Annotated in this window: 13 protein-coding genes and 3 pseudogenes; 12 read left to right on the top strand and 4 right to left on the bottom strand. The window is 74.2% G+C overall.

Features of this window, described 5'->3' with window-relative positions:
- Positions 1–76, bottom strand: a pseudogene (locus tag JZ5iCDA_RS20070) (hypothetical protein); the annotation flags it as partial.
- A gap of 9 nt (positions 77–85) precedes the next feature.
- Here JZ5iCDA_RS20070 and JZ5iCDA_RS19705 point away from each other — a divergent pair.
- From JZ5iCDA_RS19705 to JZ5iCDA_RS20000, 12 genes and pseudogenes are all read left to right on the top strand, one after another.
- Positions 86–508 (top strand): helix-turn-helix transcriptional regulator, encoded by a 423-nt coding sequence (locus tag JZ5iCDA_RS19705; RefSeq protein ID WP_436967399.1) that lies wholly within the window; start codon positions 86–88, stop codon positions 506–508.
- Between the two features lie 38 nt (positions 509–546).
- The gene (gene sufB, locus JZ5iCDA_RS09830) at positions 547–2,007 is read left to right on the top strand and encodes a Fe-S cluster assembly protein SufB (RefSeq protein WP_069387008.1); all 1,461 of its coding nucleotides are present in this window, start codon (positions 547–549) and stop codon (positions 2,005–2,007) included.
- 1 nt (position 2,008) lies between these two features.
- Positions 2,009–3,280, top strand: a complete 1,272-nt coding sequence (sufD, locus tag JZ5iCDA_RS09825; protein WP_069387007.1) for a Fe-S cluster assembly protein SufD — start codon at positions 2,009–2,011, stop codon at positions 3,278–3,280.
- Positions 3,277–3,621: a non-heme iron oxygenase ferredoxin subunit gene (locus JZ5iCDA_RS09820; RefSeq protein ID WP_069387006.1), complete on the top strand. Its 345-nt coding sequence runs from the start codon at positions 3,277–3,279 to the stop codon at positions 3,619–3,621. The genes sufD and JZ5iCDA_RS09820 overlap by 4 nt, the downstream gene beginning before the upstream one ends.
- 89 nt (positions 3,622–3,710) lie before the next feature.
- On the top strand, positions 3,711–4,493 hold the full coding sequence (gene sufC / locus JZ5iCDA_RS09815; RefSeq protein ID WP_069387005.1) for a Fe-S cluster assembly ATPase SufC: 783 nt from the start codon (positions 3,711–3,713) through the stop codon (positions 4,491–4,493).
- Positions 4,494–4,536: 43 nt separating this feature from the next.
- The gene (locus JZ5iCDA_RS09810) at positions 4,537–5,856 is read left to right on the top strand and encodes a cysteine desulfurase (RefSeq protein WP_069387004.1); all 1,320 of its coding nucleotides are present in this window, start codon (positions 4,537–4,539) and stop codon (positions 5,854–5,856) included.
- A 13-nt stretch (positions 5,857–5,869) separates the two neighbouring features.
- Positions 5,870–6,409, top strand: coding sequence for a Fe-S cluster assembly sulfur transfer protein SufU (gene sufU, locus JZ5iCDA_RS09805; RefSeq protein ID WP_069387003.1), 540 nt, complete (start codon positions 5,870–5,872; stop codon positions 6,407–6,409).
- The gene (locus JZ5iCDA_RS09800) at positions 6,406–6,753 is read left to right on the top strand and encodes a metal-sulfur cluster assembly factor (RefSeq protein WP_069387002.1); all 348 of its coding nucleotides are present in this window, start codon (positions 6,406–6,408) and stop codon (positions 6,751–6,753) included. Before sufU ends, JZ5iCDA_RS09800 begins: the two co-directional genes overlap by 4 nt.
- Before the next feature lie 275 nt (positions 6,754–7,028).
- Positions 7,029–8,459 (top strand): helix-turn-helix domain-containing protein, encoded by a 1,431-nt coding sequence (locus tag JZ5iCDA_RS09795; RefSeq protein ID WP_139123056.1) that lies wholly within the window; start codon positions 7,029–7,031, stop codon positions 8,457–8,459.
- Between the two features lie 191 nt (positions 8,460–8,650).
- Positions 8,651–11,292 (top strand): annotated as a pseudogene (nirB, locus tag JZ5iCDA_RS09790) (nitrite reductase large subunit NirB).
- Positions 11,289–11,711 carry a nitrite reductase (NAD(P)H) small subunit gene (locus JZ5iCDA_RS19700; protein ID WP_069387000.1) on the top strand — a complete coding sequence of 141 codons (423 nt, stop codon included), beginning with the start codon at positions 11,289–11,291 and terminating at the stop codon, positions 11,709–11,711. The pseudogene nirB and the gene JZ5iCDA_RS19700 overlap by 4 nt, the downstream one beginning before the upstream one ends.
- Positions 11,708–12,079, top strand: a pseudogene (locus tag JZ5iCDA_RS20000) (uroporphyrinogen-III C-methyltransferase); the annotation flags it as partial. The gene JZ5iCDA_RS19700 and the pseudogene JZ5iCDA_RS20000, both read left to right, overlap by 4 nt.
- Before the next feature lie 240 nt (positions 12,080–12,319).
- Here the strand turns inward: JZ5iCDA_RS20000 and JZ5iCDA_RS09780 are convergent.
- The 3 genes from JZ5iCDA_RS09780 to JZ5iCDA_RS09770 form a co-directional block, all read right to left on the bottom strand.
- Positions 12,320–13,615, bottom strand: coding sequence for a PP2C family protein-serine/threonine phosphatase (locus tag JZ5iCDA_RS09780; protein WP_139123055.1), 1,296 nt, complete (start codon positions 13,613–13,615; stop codon positions 12,320–12,322).
- Positions 13,616–13,749: 134 nt separating this feature from the next.
- Positions 13,750–15,132: a PP2C family protein-serine/threonine phosphatase gene (locus JZ5iCDA_RS09775; RefSeq protein ID WP_069386998.1), complete on the bottom strand. Its 1,383-nt coding sequence runs from the start codon at positions 15,130–15,132 to the stop codon at positions 13,750–13,752.
- Positions 15,133–15,195: 63 nt separating this feature from the next.
- On the bottom strand, positions 15,196–15,990 hold a 795-nt coding region (locus JZ5iCDA_RS09770), incomplete at its 5' end, for a DNA gyrase C-terminal beta-propeller domain-containing protein (protein WP_290438808.1).

Raw genomic sequence — 15,990 nt, 5'->3', positions numbered from 1 at the left:
GCTGCGTGAGCACGACGACGGCCCCCGCCCAGCTCGCGACCGGCTGCGGCGCGAAGAACGCGAACGGCACGACGAGCTGCGTGACGTGGTTGCCCGCGACCTCGACCCGGTGCCACCAGCGGGGCGCTTCCTGCGCGACGTCGCCGGGCCCGAGGCCGTCGAGCGCTTCGCCCACGACCGCCTGAGCGGCCTCGCCGAGCGGTACGCCGCGCGCCTCGACGCCGACGACGTCGAGGGCCGTGCCTCCCAGCTCGCGCAGGCGCTCGCGGACGACGGCTACGCGGCGAGCGTGCGCCCCGTCGCGGGTGCGCGCGCCGTGCAGCTGTGCCAGGGCCACTGCCCGGTGCAGCACGTCGCCGAGGAGTTCCCGCAGCTGTGCGAGGCCGAGGCGCAGGTGTTCGCGCGCCTCCTCGGCTCGCACGTGCAGCGCCTCGCGACGCTCGCGAGCGGCGGGCACGCCTGCACGACGAACGTCCCCCTCCGACCCTCGACCCCCGACCGATACTGACCGCCCCCTCCGCATCGACGGACAGTGGAAGGACAACCATGAGCGCTCCCACCCAGGACGCCGCCGGCGTGGCACAGCCCGTCGACGACAAGCGCAGCGACGAGGAGATCATCGCCTCGATCGGTGCCTACGAGTACGGCTGGCACGACAGCGACGAGGCCGGCGCCATCGCGCAGCGCGGCCTGTCCGAGGACGTCGTGCGCAACATCTCGGCGCTGAAGAACGAGCCCGAGTGGATGCTCAAGGCCCGGCTCAAGGCGCTGCGCCTGTTCGACAAGAAGCCGATGCCGAGCTGGGGCTCGGACCTCACGGGCATCGACTTCGACAAGATCAAGTACTTCGTGCGCTCCACGGAGAAGCAGGCCACGAGCTGGGACGAGCTCCCCGAGGACATCAAGGCCACGTACGACAAGCTCGGCATCCCCGAGGCGGAGAAGCAGCGCCTCGTCGCCGGCGTCGCGGCCCAGTACGAGTCCGAGGTCGTCTACCACCAGATCCGCGAGGACCTCGAGGCGCAGGGCGTCATCTTCGTCGACACCGACACGGGCCTGCGCGAGTACCCGGAGCTCTTCCAGGAGTACTTCGGCACGGTCATCCCGTCGGGCGACAACAAGTTCGCGGCGCTCAACTCGGCCGTGTGGTCGGGCGGGTCGTTCGTCTACGTGCCGCCGGGCGTGCACGTGGAGATCCCGCTGCAGGCCTACTTCCGCATCAACACGGAGAACATGGGCCAGTTCGAGCGGACGCTGATCATCGCGGACGAGGGCTCGTACGTGCACTACGTCGAGGGCTGCACCGCGCCGATCTACTCGAGCGACTCGCTGCACTCGGCCGTGGTCGAGATCGTCGTCAAGAAGAACGCGCGCGTGCGCTACACGACCATCCAGAACTGGTCGAACAACGTGTACAACCTCGTGACCAAGCGGGCGACCGCGGCCGAGGGCGCGACGATGGAGTGGGTCGACGGCAACATCGGCTCCAAGGTCACCATGAAGTACCCGGCGATCTACCTGCTCGGCGAGCACGCGCGCGGCGAGACGCTGTCGATCGCGTTCGCGGGCGAGGGTCAGCACCAGGACGCGGGCGCCAAGATGGTGCACGCCGCGCCGCACACGTCGTCGTCGATCGTGTCGAAGTCGGTCGCGCGCGGTGGTGGCCGCACGTCCTACCGCGGGCTCGTGCAGGTGCTCGAGGGCGCCTCGCACTCGGCCTCGACCGTGCTGTGCGACGCGCTGTTGGTCGACCAGGTCTCGCGCTCCGACACCTACCCGTACGTCGACGTCCGCGAGGACGACGTGTCCATGGGGCACGAGGCGACGGTCTCGCGCGTGAGCGAGGACCAGCTGTTCTACCTCATGTCCCGGGGCATGGAGGAGACCGAGGCGATGGCCATGATCGTGCGCGGGTTCGTCGAGCCCATCGCGCGCGAGCTGCCCATGGAGTACGCGCTCGAGCTCAACCGCCTCATCGAGCTGCAGATGGAAGGGTCCGTCGGCTGATATGACCACCCCAGTGACCACGGAAGAGTCCACCGAGGGCCCTGCGCAGGGCCTGAGCACCGACCACTCGCGCGCGACGGCCGACGGCGCGCACTCCCACGGCGTCGTCGTGCCGCAGGGCTCCCGCGCGGAGCGCCTCACGTCGTTCGACCTCGCCGACATCCCCGTGCCCTCCGGGCGCGAGGAGGAGTGGCGCTTCTCGCCCGTCGCGCGGCTCGCGCCGCTGTTCGAGGAGCGGCTCGTCGGGCAGTCGGGCGGCGGCGACGTGCGCGTCACGGTCGTCGAGGCGCCCGAGGTGCAGGTCGCGATCGTCGGTCGTGACGACGAGCGTCTCGGCACCGCCGGCAAGCCCGGCGACCGCACCGCCGTCACCGCGTGGAACGCCTTCGAGCAGGCCACCGTCATCACCGTGCCCAAGGAGGCCGTCGCGTCCGACGTCACGTCGGTGCGCGTCGAGGGCGTCGGCCCGACGCCGACGGCGAGCCACGTCCTCGTGCGCGCCGAGCGGCACTCCGAGGCCGTCGTCGTGCTCGACCACGTCGGTGCCGCGACGCTCAACGAGACGGTCGAGATTGTCGTCGAGGACGGCGCGCAGCTCACCGTCGTGTCCGTCCAGGACTGGGCCGACGGCGCCGTGCACGCCTCGTCGCACCGCGCCCGCGTGGGCCGCGACGCGCGCCTCAAGCACGTCGTCGTGACGCTCGGCGGCGACGTCGTGCGCGTCACGCCCGACGCCGAGTTCACCGCCGAGGGCGGCGAGGTCGAGATGGTGGGCCTGTACTTCGCGGACGCCGACCAGCACCAGGAGCACCGTCTGTTCGTCGACCACGCGGTCCCGCGCTGCAAGTCGCGCGTGACGTACAAGGGCGCGCTGCAGGGCGACGGCGCGCACGCCGTGTGGGTGGGCGACGTGCTCATCCGCGCGGAGGCCGAGGGCACCGACACGTACGAGCTCAACCGCAACCTCGTCCTCACGGACGGGGCGCGCGCGGACTCCGTGCCGAACCTCGAGATCGAGACCGGTGAGATCGAGGGCGCGGGCCACGCGTCCGCGACCGGCCGGTTCGACGACGAGCAGCTCTTCTACCTGCAGGCCCGCGGCATCCCCGAGGCCGACGCGCGGCGCCTGGTCGTGCGCGGCTTCTTCGCGGAGCTCATCTCCGAGATCGGCGTCGCGTCGGTCGAGGAGCGCCTGCTCGAGGCCATCGAGCGCGAGCTGAGCAAGTCGATGAGCGTCATCGAGGGCACGGCCGACGCCGAGGGCGTGGCGTGACCGCACAGCTCGCCTGCACCACCGCCGACCTCGGCCCCGAGGAGGCGCTGCGCGTCGAGCTCTCGTCGGCCGACGGCGCCACGGTGGAGGTCGCCGTCGTGCGCGACGGCGACGGCGGGTGGCACGCCATCTCGGACATCTGCTCGCACGGGGCCGTGTCCCTGTCCGACGGCGAGGTGGAGGGCTGCTTCGTCGAGTGCTGGCTGCACGGCTCGCAGTTCGACGTGCGCACGGGGCAGCCGACCGCGCTGCCCGCGATGCGGCCCGTGCCCGTCTACCCGGTCACCGTCGAGGGCGAGAAGGTGCTCGTCGACGTCGACCGGACGATCGGCTCGTCCTGACCGCGGCACCGACCGCACGTCACCCCTGACTGCTCGGCCGGCGCGACCGGCCCCCGAACTCCACGACCGAACTCCTGGGAGAACCACGAATGTCCACTCTCGAGATCCGCGACCTGCACGTCAGCGTCGAGACCAAGGAAGGGCCGAAGCCGATCCTGCGCGGCGTCGACCTGACCATCAACAGCGGCGAGGTCCACGCCATCATGGGCCCGAACGGCTCGGGCAAGTCCACGCTCGCGTACTCCATCGCCGGCCACCCCAAGTACGAGGTGACGAACGGCTCCGTGACGCTCGACGGCGAGGACGTGCTCGAGATGAGCGTGGACGAGCGTGCCCGTGCCGGCATGTTCCTCGCGATGCAGTACCCGGTCGAGGTGCCCGGCGTCTCCGTCTCGAACTTCCTGCGCACCGCCAAGACCGCGATCGACGGCGAGGCCCCGTCCCTGCGCCACTGGGTCAAGGACGTCAAGGGCGCCATGGAGCGCCTGCGCATGGACGAGTCCTTCGCCGAGCGCTCGGTCAACGAGGGCTTCTCCGGCGGGGAGAAGAAGCGCCACGAGATCCTGCAGATGGAGCTCCTCAGGCCGAAGTTCGCCGTCCTCGACGAGACCGACTCCGGCCTCGACGTCGACGCGCTGCGCATCGTCTCCGAGGGCGTGAACCGCGTCCACGGCACGACGGACGCGGGCATCCTGCTCATCACGCACTACACGCGCATCCTGCGCTACATCAAGCCGGACTTCGTCCACGTCTTCGTCGACGGCAAGGTCGCCGAGGAGGGTGGCCCGGAGCTGGCCGACCGCCTGGAGGAGGAGGGCTACGACCGCTACCTCGGTGGCTCGGTCGAGTCCGCCTCGGCGGCGTCCGCCTGACGCGTCCGGCCCTACCGCCGGACCGACTCCGAAGGAGACGACCATGACGACCACCGCGCCCCCCGCCCGGCCCGGTCCCGAGCAGCCCGCGCGCCTCAGCGCGGGCGAGCTCGCGGCCGTGCGCGCGGACTTCCCGCTGCTCGAGCGGACGGTGCGCGGTGGTCGTCCGCTCGTCTACCTGGACTCGGCCGCGACCTCCCAGAAGCCGCAGGTCGTCCTCGACACCGAGGTGGACTTCTACGAGGAGCGCAACGCCGCGGTGCACCGCGGCGCGCACCAGCTGGCCGAGGAGGCCACGGAGGCGTTCGAGGACGCGCGCGCGGACGTCGCGGCGCTCGTCGGCGCGCGTCCGGGCGAGATCGTCTGGACGTCCGGTGCGACGGCCGCGATCAACCTCGTCGCGTACGGGATCTCCAACGCCACGCTCGGCCGCGGGGGAGAGGCGGCGCGCCGCTTCGCGCTCGCGCCGGGCGACGAGATCGTCGTCACCGAGGCGGAGCACCACGCGAACCTCGTGCCGTGGCAGGAGCTCGCGGCCCGCACGGGCGCCGTGCTGCGCTGGTTCGAGGTGGACGACGACGGCCGGGTCCGTGTCGAGGACGCCGCCTCGGTCATCACCGAGCGCACGCGCGTCGTCGCGTTCACGCACGTGTCGAACGTGACCGGCGCCATCACGCCGGTCGCGCCGATCGTCGCGCGGGCGCGCGAGGTCGGCGCGCTCACGGTGCTCGACGCGTGCCAGTCGGTGCCGCACATGCCGGTCGACCTGCCGGCGCTCGGCGTCGACTTCGCCGCGTTCTCGGCGCACAAGATGCTCGGCCCCACCGGCGTCGGCGCGCTCTACGGGCGACGTGAGCTGCTCGAGGCGCTTCCGCCCGTGACCACGGGCGGGTCGATGATCGAGGTCGTCACCATGACGGAGTCGACCTACATGGCGCCGCCGCAGCGCTTCGAGGCCGGCACGCCGGCCGTCGCCCAGGTCGTCGGGTTCGGCGCCGCCGCGCGGTACCTGCACGAGCTCGGCATGGAGGCGGTCGGCGCGCACGAGCACGAGCTCGCGGCCGAGCTGCTGCGCATCGGGGAGATCCCGGGCGTGCGGATCGTCGGGCCGCGCGACCCGCAGGAGCGGATCGCCGTCGTGTCGTTCGTCGTCGACGGCGTGCACGCGCACGACGTCGGGCAGGTGCTCGACGACGCGGGGATCGCCGTGCGCGTCGGGCACCACTGCGCGCAGCCGCTGCACCGCCGGTTCGGCGTCGCGGCGACCGCCCGCGCGTCCGCGTCGGTATACACCACGCGCGAGGACGTCGACGCGTTTCGGGAAGTCCTCGCGGGGGTCCGCGCGTTCTTCTCGGTGGACTGACGGGAGGAGGCCCATGAGCTCGCTCGAGCAGATGTACCAGCAGGTCATCCTCGACCACGCGAAGAGCCCGCACGGGCGGGGCCTGGTCGAGGCGGCCGACGGCGCCGCGCACGGCCAGTCGCACCAGGTCAACCCGACGTGCGGCGACGAGGTGACGCTTCGCGTCGAGATCGACGGAGCCGCAGGCGCTGCAGGAGGCGCCCCCGCGGGGCCGATCGTCTCCCGCGTGAGCTGGGAGGGGCAGGGCTGCAGCATCTCGCAGGCGTCCCTGTCCGTGCTCACCGACCTCGTCACCGGCCGCCCGGTGACCGAGGCCGAGCACCTCGGCGACGTCTTCCGCGAGCTCATGGGCTCGCGCGGCAAGGGCCTCGACGACGCCGCGGAGGACGAGCTCGGCGACGCCACCGTGTTCACCGGCGTCTCGCAGTACCCTGCCCGCATCAAGTGCGCGCTCCTCGGCTGGGCGGCGCTGCGGGACTCGCTCGTCACCTCGGGCGCACTGGACCAGACCGCCGCGGCAGGCGCCGCGGGCACCACGGAGGAGAACCGATGACCACCGACACGCAGGCCGCGGGCGCGCAGCCCAGCCCGCCCACCGTCGCGGACGTCGAGGAGGCGCTGCGCGACGTCATCGACCCCGAGCTCGGCATCAACGTCGTCGACCTCGGGCTCGTGTACGGCGTGCAGATCGACCAGAACAACCACGCCGTCATCGACATGACGCTCACGTCCGCGGCGTGCCCGCTGACCGACGTCATCGAGGACCAGTCCGCGCAGGCCCTCGACGGGCTCGTCGACGGCTTCCGCGTCAACTGGGTCTGGATGCCGCCGTGGGGGCCGGAGAAGATCACCGACGACGGCAAGGACCAGCTGCGCGCGCTGGGTTTCAACGTCTGAGCCGTGGACGGTGCTCCCGCTGATCCCCTGGTCGGCGGAGCCCTACCCCTGTCGCCCGCCTGCCGTCGGCGGTGCCGATCGTCGACCGACGCCGCGTCCCCTCGGGGGCGCGGCGTCGTGCTGTCTCGAGCCGTCCGGCGCGCGTCACGCGCCGAGCGGGCGGGTCGACCCGGGACGTCGCCGCCCACGATCCGACGGCGGTCCTTTCGGTGCGTTGACGAAGACTGTCCTGAGTGTTGGGATATGTGCGCTCCCACCACCTTTCGGAGGACGACGTGACACAGCAGGACGAGACCGGCGCGGGCAGGTCACCGCGGCAGGCGCGCTACCGCGGCAGGTATCTCCCGATGGTCGCGGTGGTCGTCGCGGCGACGATCGCCACCGCCCTGGCCTACAGCGGCATGGTCCTGTTCGGCCTCGAGGTCGCGCACATGTCGCCGCTCGAGGCGTACGGCCTGGCGGGCTTCCTCGAGGTCAGCCTCGTCGCCGTCGCGCTCATGGCGCGCAACGCCGCGCTCGAGGGCCGCCCGTACGGCGTCCTCCTCACGCTCACCTGGGTGCTGTCGGGCACCTCGGGCGTGTTCGCGGCGCTGCACGAGGTCGCGGTCCCGACCGAGAGCACGCCCTACATGGTGGTGTTCCGGTTCGTGCCACCACTGGTCGCCGCGCTGATGTGGCACCTCGCCCTCGTGGGGGAGCGGCACATGGTCACGGGTCACACCCTCGAGGAGCGTCGCCGTGAGGCGCGGGTCCACGGGTACGTCTCCGCCCTGGAGCAGTGGCGCGACGCGCGCGCCGACAGCTCGGGCACGCCCGCGGACCTGCGCAAGGTCCGTGCCGCGCACGAGCGGCAGCGCGCCGCGCGCGACGCAGCGCTCAAGCTGTTGACGGTCGAGGACTTCGAGCGCCGCATGCAGGTGTGGGTCGACCGGCTGGAGGCCGCGGAGCGCCACGGGAACCGGCTCGACCTCATCGGGGCGAGCTCCGTCAAGCGCGGCACCGCCCGCGGGTCGGCCGAGGCCGCCGGGTCCGCAGGACCTTCCGAGGCCTCCGGTGCCGCCCGGACCGCCGCCTCCGCCGAGCGGCCCATGGAGGCGCACGGCCCGGAGTCCCTCGCACCCGAGCCGGTGCGCGACGGCAACGTCCTCGACGTCTCCGAGATCTCTGACGTCTCCGACGTCTCGGACGTCCACGCTCCGCGACCTGGTGGGCCGGCTCGCGACGAGCTCGCCGTGGCGGCACCGACCGAGACACCCGCCACCGAGCCGGAGAGCGAGCTCGCCGACGAGCAGCCCTACAAGCCGGAGACGACCACCTTCGAGGCGCTTCCCGATCTCGAGGCGCGGGTGAAGGAGCTGTTCGAGCGCACCCGACCGCTCCCCTGGGAGCGCCCCCTCCCCGAGGACACCGTGGCCACCCCGGTCGCGGAGCCGCCGGTCGTGACCGGCCACACCCGACGCGTCGAGGTGTTCAACCTCGCCGGCTCCGGGGACGCGGCGCAGGCTCTGTCCACCGGGTCCTCCGTCGAGGAGGACCCGACGGCCGAGCGCGACCGCCGCATCGTCGAGCTCGCCCGTCAGGGCATGAACCAGCGCGAGATCGCCCAGCAGGTCTCGGCGTCGCGCTCGACCGTCAGCCGCGTCGTGCGCCGCTACGAGGACCAGAAGCCCGCGACGGAGGACGGCCGCGAGCTCGCGAACGCCTGACCTGGCGTACCGCACGACGACGGCGGACCACCGCGGCACGGAGGTCTTCGCGGGGGGATGTGAGGGACCTTGCTCCCGCCACGCCGATGTGTCCGGATCGCGCGGACTAGTGTCGAGAGCGAGCGTCGGCCGGGTGCGGCGCGACGTGCGGAAACGCTCCTCCTCTCGAAAGACCTCCCCACGTGCTCACGATGACCAGCGCGTCGCCGGACGCCACCGCACACCCCGAGGGCAGCAGTCTCGACGGCGCCCGCATCGTCGTCGTCGGCGCCGGGATGACCGCCCACCGGTTCGCCGCACCCTGCGCTCGCGGGACCCCGAGGGCACCTGGGCCCTCACGGTCGTCGGCGACGAGCCCCACGAGCCGTACGACCGCGTGCACCTGTCAGACTGGTTCGCCACGCGCGACGCCGACGCCCTGACGCTCGACCGCAGCGTGTGGGAGGACCCGCGGGTCACGCTCGTCACCGGCGACGCGGTGGCGACCCTGGACCGCGCGGCGGGTCTCGTCACCACGCGGTCGGGCCGCCAGGTCCACTACGACCGGGCGGTCCTCGCGACAGGGTCGTGGGCCTGGACGCCGCGCGCGGAGGGGACGGATTTGCCCGGCCTGTTCACCTACCGCACGGTCGAGGACGTCGAGCGGCTCGAGGAGTGGGTGCGGCTGCGCGGGCAGGCGCTCGGTCGTCCGGTGCGCGGCGTCGTGGTCGGCGGGGGCGTGCTCGGCCTCGAGGCCGCGGCGGCGCTGCACAACCTGGGGGCGGAGACCACGGTCGTCGAGTTCGCGGACCGGCCGATGAGCGTCCAGCTCGACCAGGGCGGCGGCGAGATGCTGCGCCTGCTCGTCGAGGACCTCGGCATCGCGGTGCGCACGGGCGCGGGAGCCCACCGGTTCCTCCCGGCGGGGGACGGTTCCGTCGGCACCGCCGAGCTCACCGACGGCTCGTCGCTCCCGGCGGACGTCGTGGTGCTGTCGGTGGGCATCCGCCCGCGCGACCGCGTGGCGCGCGAGGCAGGTCTCGCCGTCGGCGAGCGCGGCGGCGTCGTCGGCGAGGCGTGCCAGACGTCCGTCCCCGCCGTCTGGGCGATCGGGGAGTGCGCGTCGGTCGACAGCGTGTGCGCCGGCCTCGTCGCGCCGGGCAACGACATGGCCGACGTCGTCGTCGACCGCTTCCTCGGCGGGTCGCGGTCCCACCGCCGCGCCGACGACGGCACGAAGCTCAAGGGCGTCGGGGTCGAGGCGGCCTCCTTCGGCGACGTGAACGCGGTGAGCGCGGGCGCGCTCGAGGTGTCGTTCGTGGACCCGGTCGACCGCCGGTACCGCAAGCTCGTGCTCTCGGACGACGCCACGACCCTGCTGGGCGGCGTGCTCGTCGGCGACGTCGAGCCGTACGCGGCGCTGCGCCCGCTGCTGGGGCGCCCGCTCGGCGCCGAGCCGGCCGCCGTCATCGCGCCCGACGGCGAGGGCCTCGCCGGCACCGAGCTGCCCGACGAGGCCGTCGTCTGCTCGTGCAACAACGTCGACGCCGGGACCGTCCGCTCGGCGGTGACCGAGCACGGCTGCACCACCGTCGGGCAGGTCAAGGAGTGCACGACGGCCGGCACCGTGTGCGGCTCGTGCGTCCCCGCGCTGACCAAGCTGCTCAACACCGAGCTGTCCCGCGCGGGCGTCGCAATCTCGGACGCGCTGTGCGAGCACTTCGCGATGTCCCGCGCCGCGCTGTACCGGGTGGTCCGCGAGGAGGGCCTGCGGACGTTCTCGGAGATCGTCGCGGCGCACGGGACGGGCCGCGGCTGCGCCGTCTGCCGCCCGACCGTCGCCTCGATCCTGTCGACGCTCCATCGCGGCCACGTGCTCGAGGGCGAGCACGCGGCGCTGCAGGACACCAACGACCACGTCATGGCGAACCTGCAGAAGAACGGCACCTACTCGGTGATCCCGCGCATGCCCGGCGGCGAGGTGCGGCCCGACCAGCTGCTCGAGCTCGCGCGCGTGGCCGACGAGCTCGGCCTCTACGTGCGGGTCACGGGCGGCCAGCGCCTCGCGATGTTCGGCGCGCGCCTCGACCAGCTCCCGGAGATATGGGAGCGCCTGGTCGCGGTGGGCTTCGAGTCCGGGCACGCGTACGGCAAGTCGCTGCGCACGGTGAAGACGTGCGTGGGCCGCACGTGGTGCCGGTTCGGCGTCCAGGACTCGTCGGCCATGGCGGTGCGGCTCGAGCTGCGGTACCGCGGGCTGCGGTCGCCGCACAAGATCAAGTTCGGCGTCTCCGGCTGCGCGCGCGAGTGCGCGGAGGCGCGCGGCAAGGACGTGGGCATCATCGCCACGCACGAGGGCTGGAACCTGTACGTGGGCGGCAACGGCGGCGCGCAGCCCGCGCACGCCCAGCTCCTCGCCGAGGACGTCGACGACGAGACGCTGGTCCGCTACGTCGACCGGTTCCTCATGCTCTACGTCCAGGAGGCCGACCGCCTGCAGCGCACGGCTCCGTGGGTCGCGGACCGCGCGGGCGGGCTCGAGGAACTGCGCCGCGTCGTCGTCGAGGACTCCCTCGGGATCGCCGACGAGCTCGAGGCCGCGATGGCCGAGCAGGTGCGCTCCTACGAGGACGAGTGGAGCGCGACCCTCGCGGACCCCGCCAAGATGCGCAAGTTCGTGACCTTCGTCAACGCGCCCGACGCCGCGGACCCGGACCTCGGGTTCGTGCCCGAGCGCGGCCAGGTCCGCCCCGCCGGGGAGCACGACGCCCCGACGTACTTGGACCCGCGCGCCGCCCGCGACGCCGCGATGTCCGGCGTGCGCGCCGACCTCACCGCAGGAGACACCCGATGAGCACGTCCGTCGACATCTGCGTCCTCGAGGACCTCGACCCCGAGCGCGGCGTCGGTGCCCTCCTGGGGAGCACCCAGGTGGCCGTCTTCCGGCTCACCGACGGCACCGTGCGCGCCGTCCAGCAGCGCGACCCGTACTCGGGCGCGAACGTCATGGCGCGCGGCCTCGTCGGCACGCACCGCGTCACCGGCGACGACGGGGCGGTGCGCGACGTGACCACCGTGACGACGCCCATGCTCAAGCAGGTCTGGGACCTCGACACGGGCGAGGTCGTCGACCCCGGGGGCAAGGACTGCAGGCCGCTCGTCGTCTTCCCCGCCGAGGTCCGGGACGGACGGGTGCTGGTCGCCCCCGACCCGATGCCGCGCGCTCCTGCGCCGCTCGCCTCGATCCCTCTCGCCGCGGCGCCGTCGGCGTGAGCGACGCGCTGGGCGTCGAGGCGCTGGGCGGCGCCGTGCTCGAGCCCGGGTCGGTGGCGCTCGTCGGCGGCGGCCCGGGGGCGCTCGACCTCATCACCGTGCGCGGCCTGGCGCTGCTCCTGCAGGCCGACGTCGTCGTCGTCGACCGGCTCGGCCCCGCCGGGCTGGTCGACCTCCTGGACCCGCGCGTCGTCGTCGTCGAGGTCGGCAAGCAGCCCGGCAGGCACACCCTGCCGCAGAGGGACATCGAGGCCGTGCTCGTCGAGCACGCCCGGGCAGGGCGTCGCGTCGTGCGGGTCAAGGGCGGTGACCCGTTCGTGCTCGGGCGCGGCGGCTCGGAGGTCCTGGCGTGCCGGGCCGCCGGCGTGCCGGTGCAGGTGGACCGCACGACGACGGTGCTGCTCATGGGCGCCGGCCGCCTCGCGGCCGCGGTGGCGCAGGCGCTGGCCCACGGGGTCGACCCGGCCGTCCCGGTCGCCGTCGTGCACCGCGCGACGCTGCCGGGGGAGCGCACCGTGCGCGCCACCCTGGGGACCGTCGTCGAGGCCGTCGGAGCGGCCGGCGGGTCCGCGTCCTCGACGCCCGCGTGGCGCGCGGCGGCGCGGGGCTCAGCGCTCCACGTGCACGGCGAGCAGCGCGACGTCGTCCTGCGTCCCGGCCGGGACGAGGTACGTGAGCAGGGCATCGAGCAGCCGCCCCGGCGGGACGTCGCCGAGCGATGCCACGCACTCGGGGAGCTCCCGGAGGCTGTCGCGCAGCGGACGGTCCCGGCGCTCGATCAGGCCGTCGGTGTAGAGCAGCAGCGTGTCGCCGGGCTCCAGCACGTCGGCGTGGTCGGAGCGGTCGCCGCCGAGCCCCAGCCCGAGCAGGGGGTCGGACGGTGCCTCGAGCAGCCGCGCGGAGCCGTCCGCCCGCCGCACCACCGGGGGCAGGTGGCCCGCCGACGCCCACGTCAGCGACCGGGCCCCGCCGTCCGTCCCCGGGCCGACCCGCGCGACGACGGCCGTCGCGAGCGCGTCGAGACCCAGCCCCGAGGCGGTGCTCTCGGCGGTGTCGAGCACCGTCGCGGGACCGGCTCCGGTGCAGTACCCGACCGAGCGGACCACCCCGCGCAGGTGACCCATGCGCGCCGCGGCGGAGACGTCGTGCCCCGTGACGTCGCCGACGACGACCGCGGTGTGGCCGTCGGGCTGGACGAAGGCGTCGTACCAGTCACCGCCCACGTGGACCTCCGGCACCGCCGGCCGGTACCGGACGTCGATGCGCAGCCCGGGAGCCTCGGGAGGCGGCGTGAGGATGGAGTCCTGGAGCTCCAGCGCGGCGCGGCGCTCGCGCACGAGCGCCGCCGTGTACCGGCGGACGGTCGACCCGACGGTGAGCACGCGGTCGAGCACGGACGGCGCCCGGGCGCCGTCGTCCACGGCACCGGTGCCGCCGGCGTCCGCGCCGTCCCTGCCTTCCCCGGCGGCCGCCGTGTCGCGCGCCCGGACCGGGCCGTAGGCCTGCACGATGTCCGTCACGTCCTCCGCGCGGTGCACGATCACGGAGACCCGCCCCGTGGCGTCGGTGACGGGCACGTTGGTCGTGATCCACCAGCGCTCCGTCCACCGGCCGTTCGCGTCGCGCAGGTCGTACCGGTGCGGGCCGATCATCTCGAGGCGCCCCGTCGCCCGGACCCGGTCGAACGACGCCACCACCTCCGCCGCCCCCGTGCCCTCCTCGGTGTGGAGCGGGAACACGTCGAGGTAGTGCCGCCCCACGATCGCCGACGCCGGCTCGTCGATCGTGCGCAGGAACGCGTCGTTGGCGTCGAGGACCATCAGCTCGGACGACAGGACGAGCTTGGGCGCGGTGAGCGCCGAGAAGATCGCGTGGTAGTCGAGGTCCTCCGCGGTGGTCCGCACGCTGTCCTCCGTCACGTCGGGTGCTCACGTCCTTCCCGAGCCTGCCCGGGGAGGGCCGCGCTCGCAGGGCGAGGGCGCGCGACCCCGCACCCCGGACGGCGCACCGGAGACGTCCCGGTCGTGGCGCCGGGCGGTCACGCCTCCTTCACGTGGACCGACAGGAGCGCGACGTCGTCCTCCGCGCCGTCGGGCACGAGGTCGGTCAGGAGGGCGTCGAGCAGGCGCCCCGGCCCCACGCGCGCGAGCACGGCGACCCGCTCGGGGAGCACGGCGAGGCTCTCGCGCAGCCGGCGGTCGCGGCGCTCGATCAGGCCGTCCGTGTAGAGCAGGAGGGTGTCGCCCGGCGCGAGCGTCGCGGCGTGGTCGTGGCGGTTCCCGCCGAGCCCGAGACCGAGCGGCGGGTCGGCCTTCGCCTGCAGGAGGTGCGCCGACCCGTCCGCGCGGAGCAGCACGGGAGGCGGGTGCCCCGCCCGGGTCCACGTGACCGCCCGCGGCGTGCCCGGCGCGCCGGAGTCCACGCACGCCACGACCACGGTGGCCGAGACCTCGAGCTCCAGTCCCGCCGCGGTCTCCTCGGCCTCGTCGAGCAGCCGCGCGGGCGCGCAGCCCGCGTTGTAGCCGATCGCCCGCACGATCCCCCGCAGGTGACCCATGCGGGCGGCGGCGGAGACGTCGTGGCCCGTGACGTCGCCCACGACGGCGACCGTGCGGCCGTCGCGCTGGACGAACGCGTCGTACCAGTCCCCGCCCACGTGGACCTCGGGCACCGCCGGCCGGTACCGCGCGTCGATCCGCAGCCCCGGCGGCGACGGCGGGGGCGTGAGGATCGAGTCCTGGAGCTCGAGCGCGGCGCGGCGCTCGCGGACGAGCACGTCGGCGTACCGGCGGACGGTCGAGCCCACGGCGAGCACGTGGCCGAGGACGCCCTGGTCGAGCCCCGACCCCGCGTCCGTGTCCTCCGCACCCGCAGCGGGCGGGGTCTCCGCGGAGCCGGGCCGCGGGGCGTCGGTCCCGGCCGTGCCGGGCGCAGGTCCGGCCGGGGCGGGCCTGTCGGCCCGGATCCGCCGCCGCGCGAGCACGATGTCGGTCACGTCCTCGGCGCGGTGCACGAGCAGCGACACGCGGCCCGCGGGGTCGAGGACGGGCACGTTCGTCATGATCCACCAGCGCTCGCTCCACCGGCCCTCGGCGTCGCGCATGTCGTAGCGCTGCGGCCCGATCATCTCGAGCCGGCCGGTCGCGAGGACCCGGTCGAACGACTCCGCGACCTGCCGCACGAGGGGACCGACGTCTTCGCGCGGCGCGAACACGTCGAGGTAGTGCCGGCCGACGACGGCGGTCGCGGGCGCGTCGACCGTGCGCAGGAACGCCTCGTTGGCGTCGAGGATCATGAGCTCGGGCGAGAGCACGAGCTTGGGCGCGGTGAGCGCGGCGAACACGGCGTGGTAGTCGACCTTGCCCGTCGGCCCCGCCGGCTCCCTCGCCGTCCCGTCGCCCCGCTCCTGTGCGGCCTCCACCTCACTCAGCGTGCCCCCATCGGGGGCACCGCGCAGCGTGAGCGGGAGGTCGCGGCGCGGCGGTCAGCCGACGGCGGCCACCGGCGAGGCGAGCGGCGTCCCGGAGCCGTCGCGGCGCTGGTCCGCCTCGGGAAGCTCGACGGGCTGCCCGCCGGCGCCCGTCGCCCGCGCGGGCCCCTGACCGACCCAGGCGAGGATCAGCGTGTCCTCGCCCTTGAGGAACCGGTGCGCGCGGACCCCGCCGGTCGCCCGGCCCTTGCCCGGGTACAGCTCGTACGGCGTCACCTTGGCGGCGCCGGTCTGCGTCCCGGCGAGCGCGTCGGACGACCCGGAGACCGTCACCACCGTCGCGAGGTCGCGCACGTCCGCGGGGACGACGCCGAAGAACGCGACGCGCTGGCCGTCCGCGAGCCGGATCCCGGCCATCCCGCCGGCGGGCCGGCCCTGCGGACGCACCGCCCGGGCCTCGAAGTGCAGCAGGTTGGCGTCGCTGCTGAGGAACACGACCTCGTCGGCGTCGGTCGCGGGCGCGGCACCCACGACCGTGTCGCCGTCCCTGAGGCCGATGATCTCCCAGTCGTCGCGGTTCGCGGGCACGTCGCCCGGCGTGACGCGCTTGACGACGCCCTGCGCGGTGCCGAGCGCGAGCGGGGGCGCGTCGGCGTCGAGCGACACCACGGTGACGGGCGTCTCGCCCGGCTCGAGCGCCACGACCTCGCTGAGCGGGACGCCGCCCGACAGGCTCGGGGCGCCGTCCGTCGGGGGCAGCGCCGGCAGGTCGAGCACCGACAGCCGCACGACGCGGCCGCGGCTCGTCACGAGCCCCACCGCGCCGCGCGTCGTCGCGCGGACCCGCGC

This window comes from Cellulosimicrobium cellulans, assembly GCF_001722485.1.
In the GTDB taxonomy this organism is placed as follows: domain Bacteria; phylum Actinomycetota; class Actinomycetes; order Actinomycetales; family Cellulomonadaceae; genus Cellulosimicrobium; species Cellulosimicrobium cellulans_A.
The sequence above is the reverse complement of the archived record's forward strand: the minus strand, read 5'-3'. Positions and strand labels throughout refer to the sequence as shown.

Bases quoted from the DNA above. Each gene is read 5' to 3' on its own strand.
- sufD (WP_069387007.1), top strand. From the start codon at position 2,009: ATGACCACCCCAGTGACCACGGAAGAGTCCACCGAGGGCCCTGCGCAG.
- JZ5iCDA_RS09800 (WP_069387002.1), top strand. From the start codon at position 6,406: ATGACCACCGACACGCAGGCCGCGGGCGCGCAGCCCAGCCCGCCCACC.
- sufB (WP_069387008.1), top strand. From the start codon at position 547: ATGAGCGCTCCCACCCAGGACGCCGCCGGCGTGGCACAGCCCGTCGAC.
- sufU (WP_069387003.1), top strand. From the start codon at position 5,870: ATGAGCTCGCTCGAGCAGATGTACCAGCAGGTCATCCTCGACCACGCG.
- JZ5iCDA_RS19700 (WP_069387000.1), top strand. From the start codon at position 11,289: ATGAGCACGTCCGTCGACATCTGCGTCCTCGAGGACCTCGACCCCGAG.
- sufC (WP_069387005.1), top strand. From the start codon at position 3,711: ATGTCCACTCTCGAGATCCGCGACCTGCACGTCAGCGTCGAGACCAAG.
- JZ5iCDA_RS09810 (WP_069387004.1), top strand. From the start codon at position 4,537: ATGACGACCACCGCGCCCCCCGCCCGGCCCGGTCCCGAGCAGCCCGCG.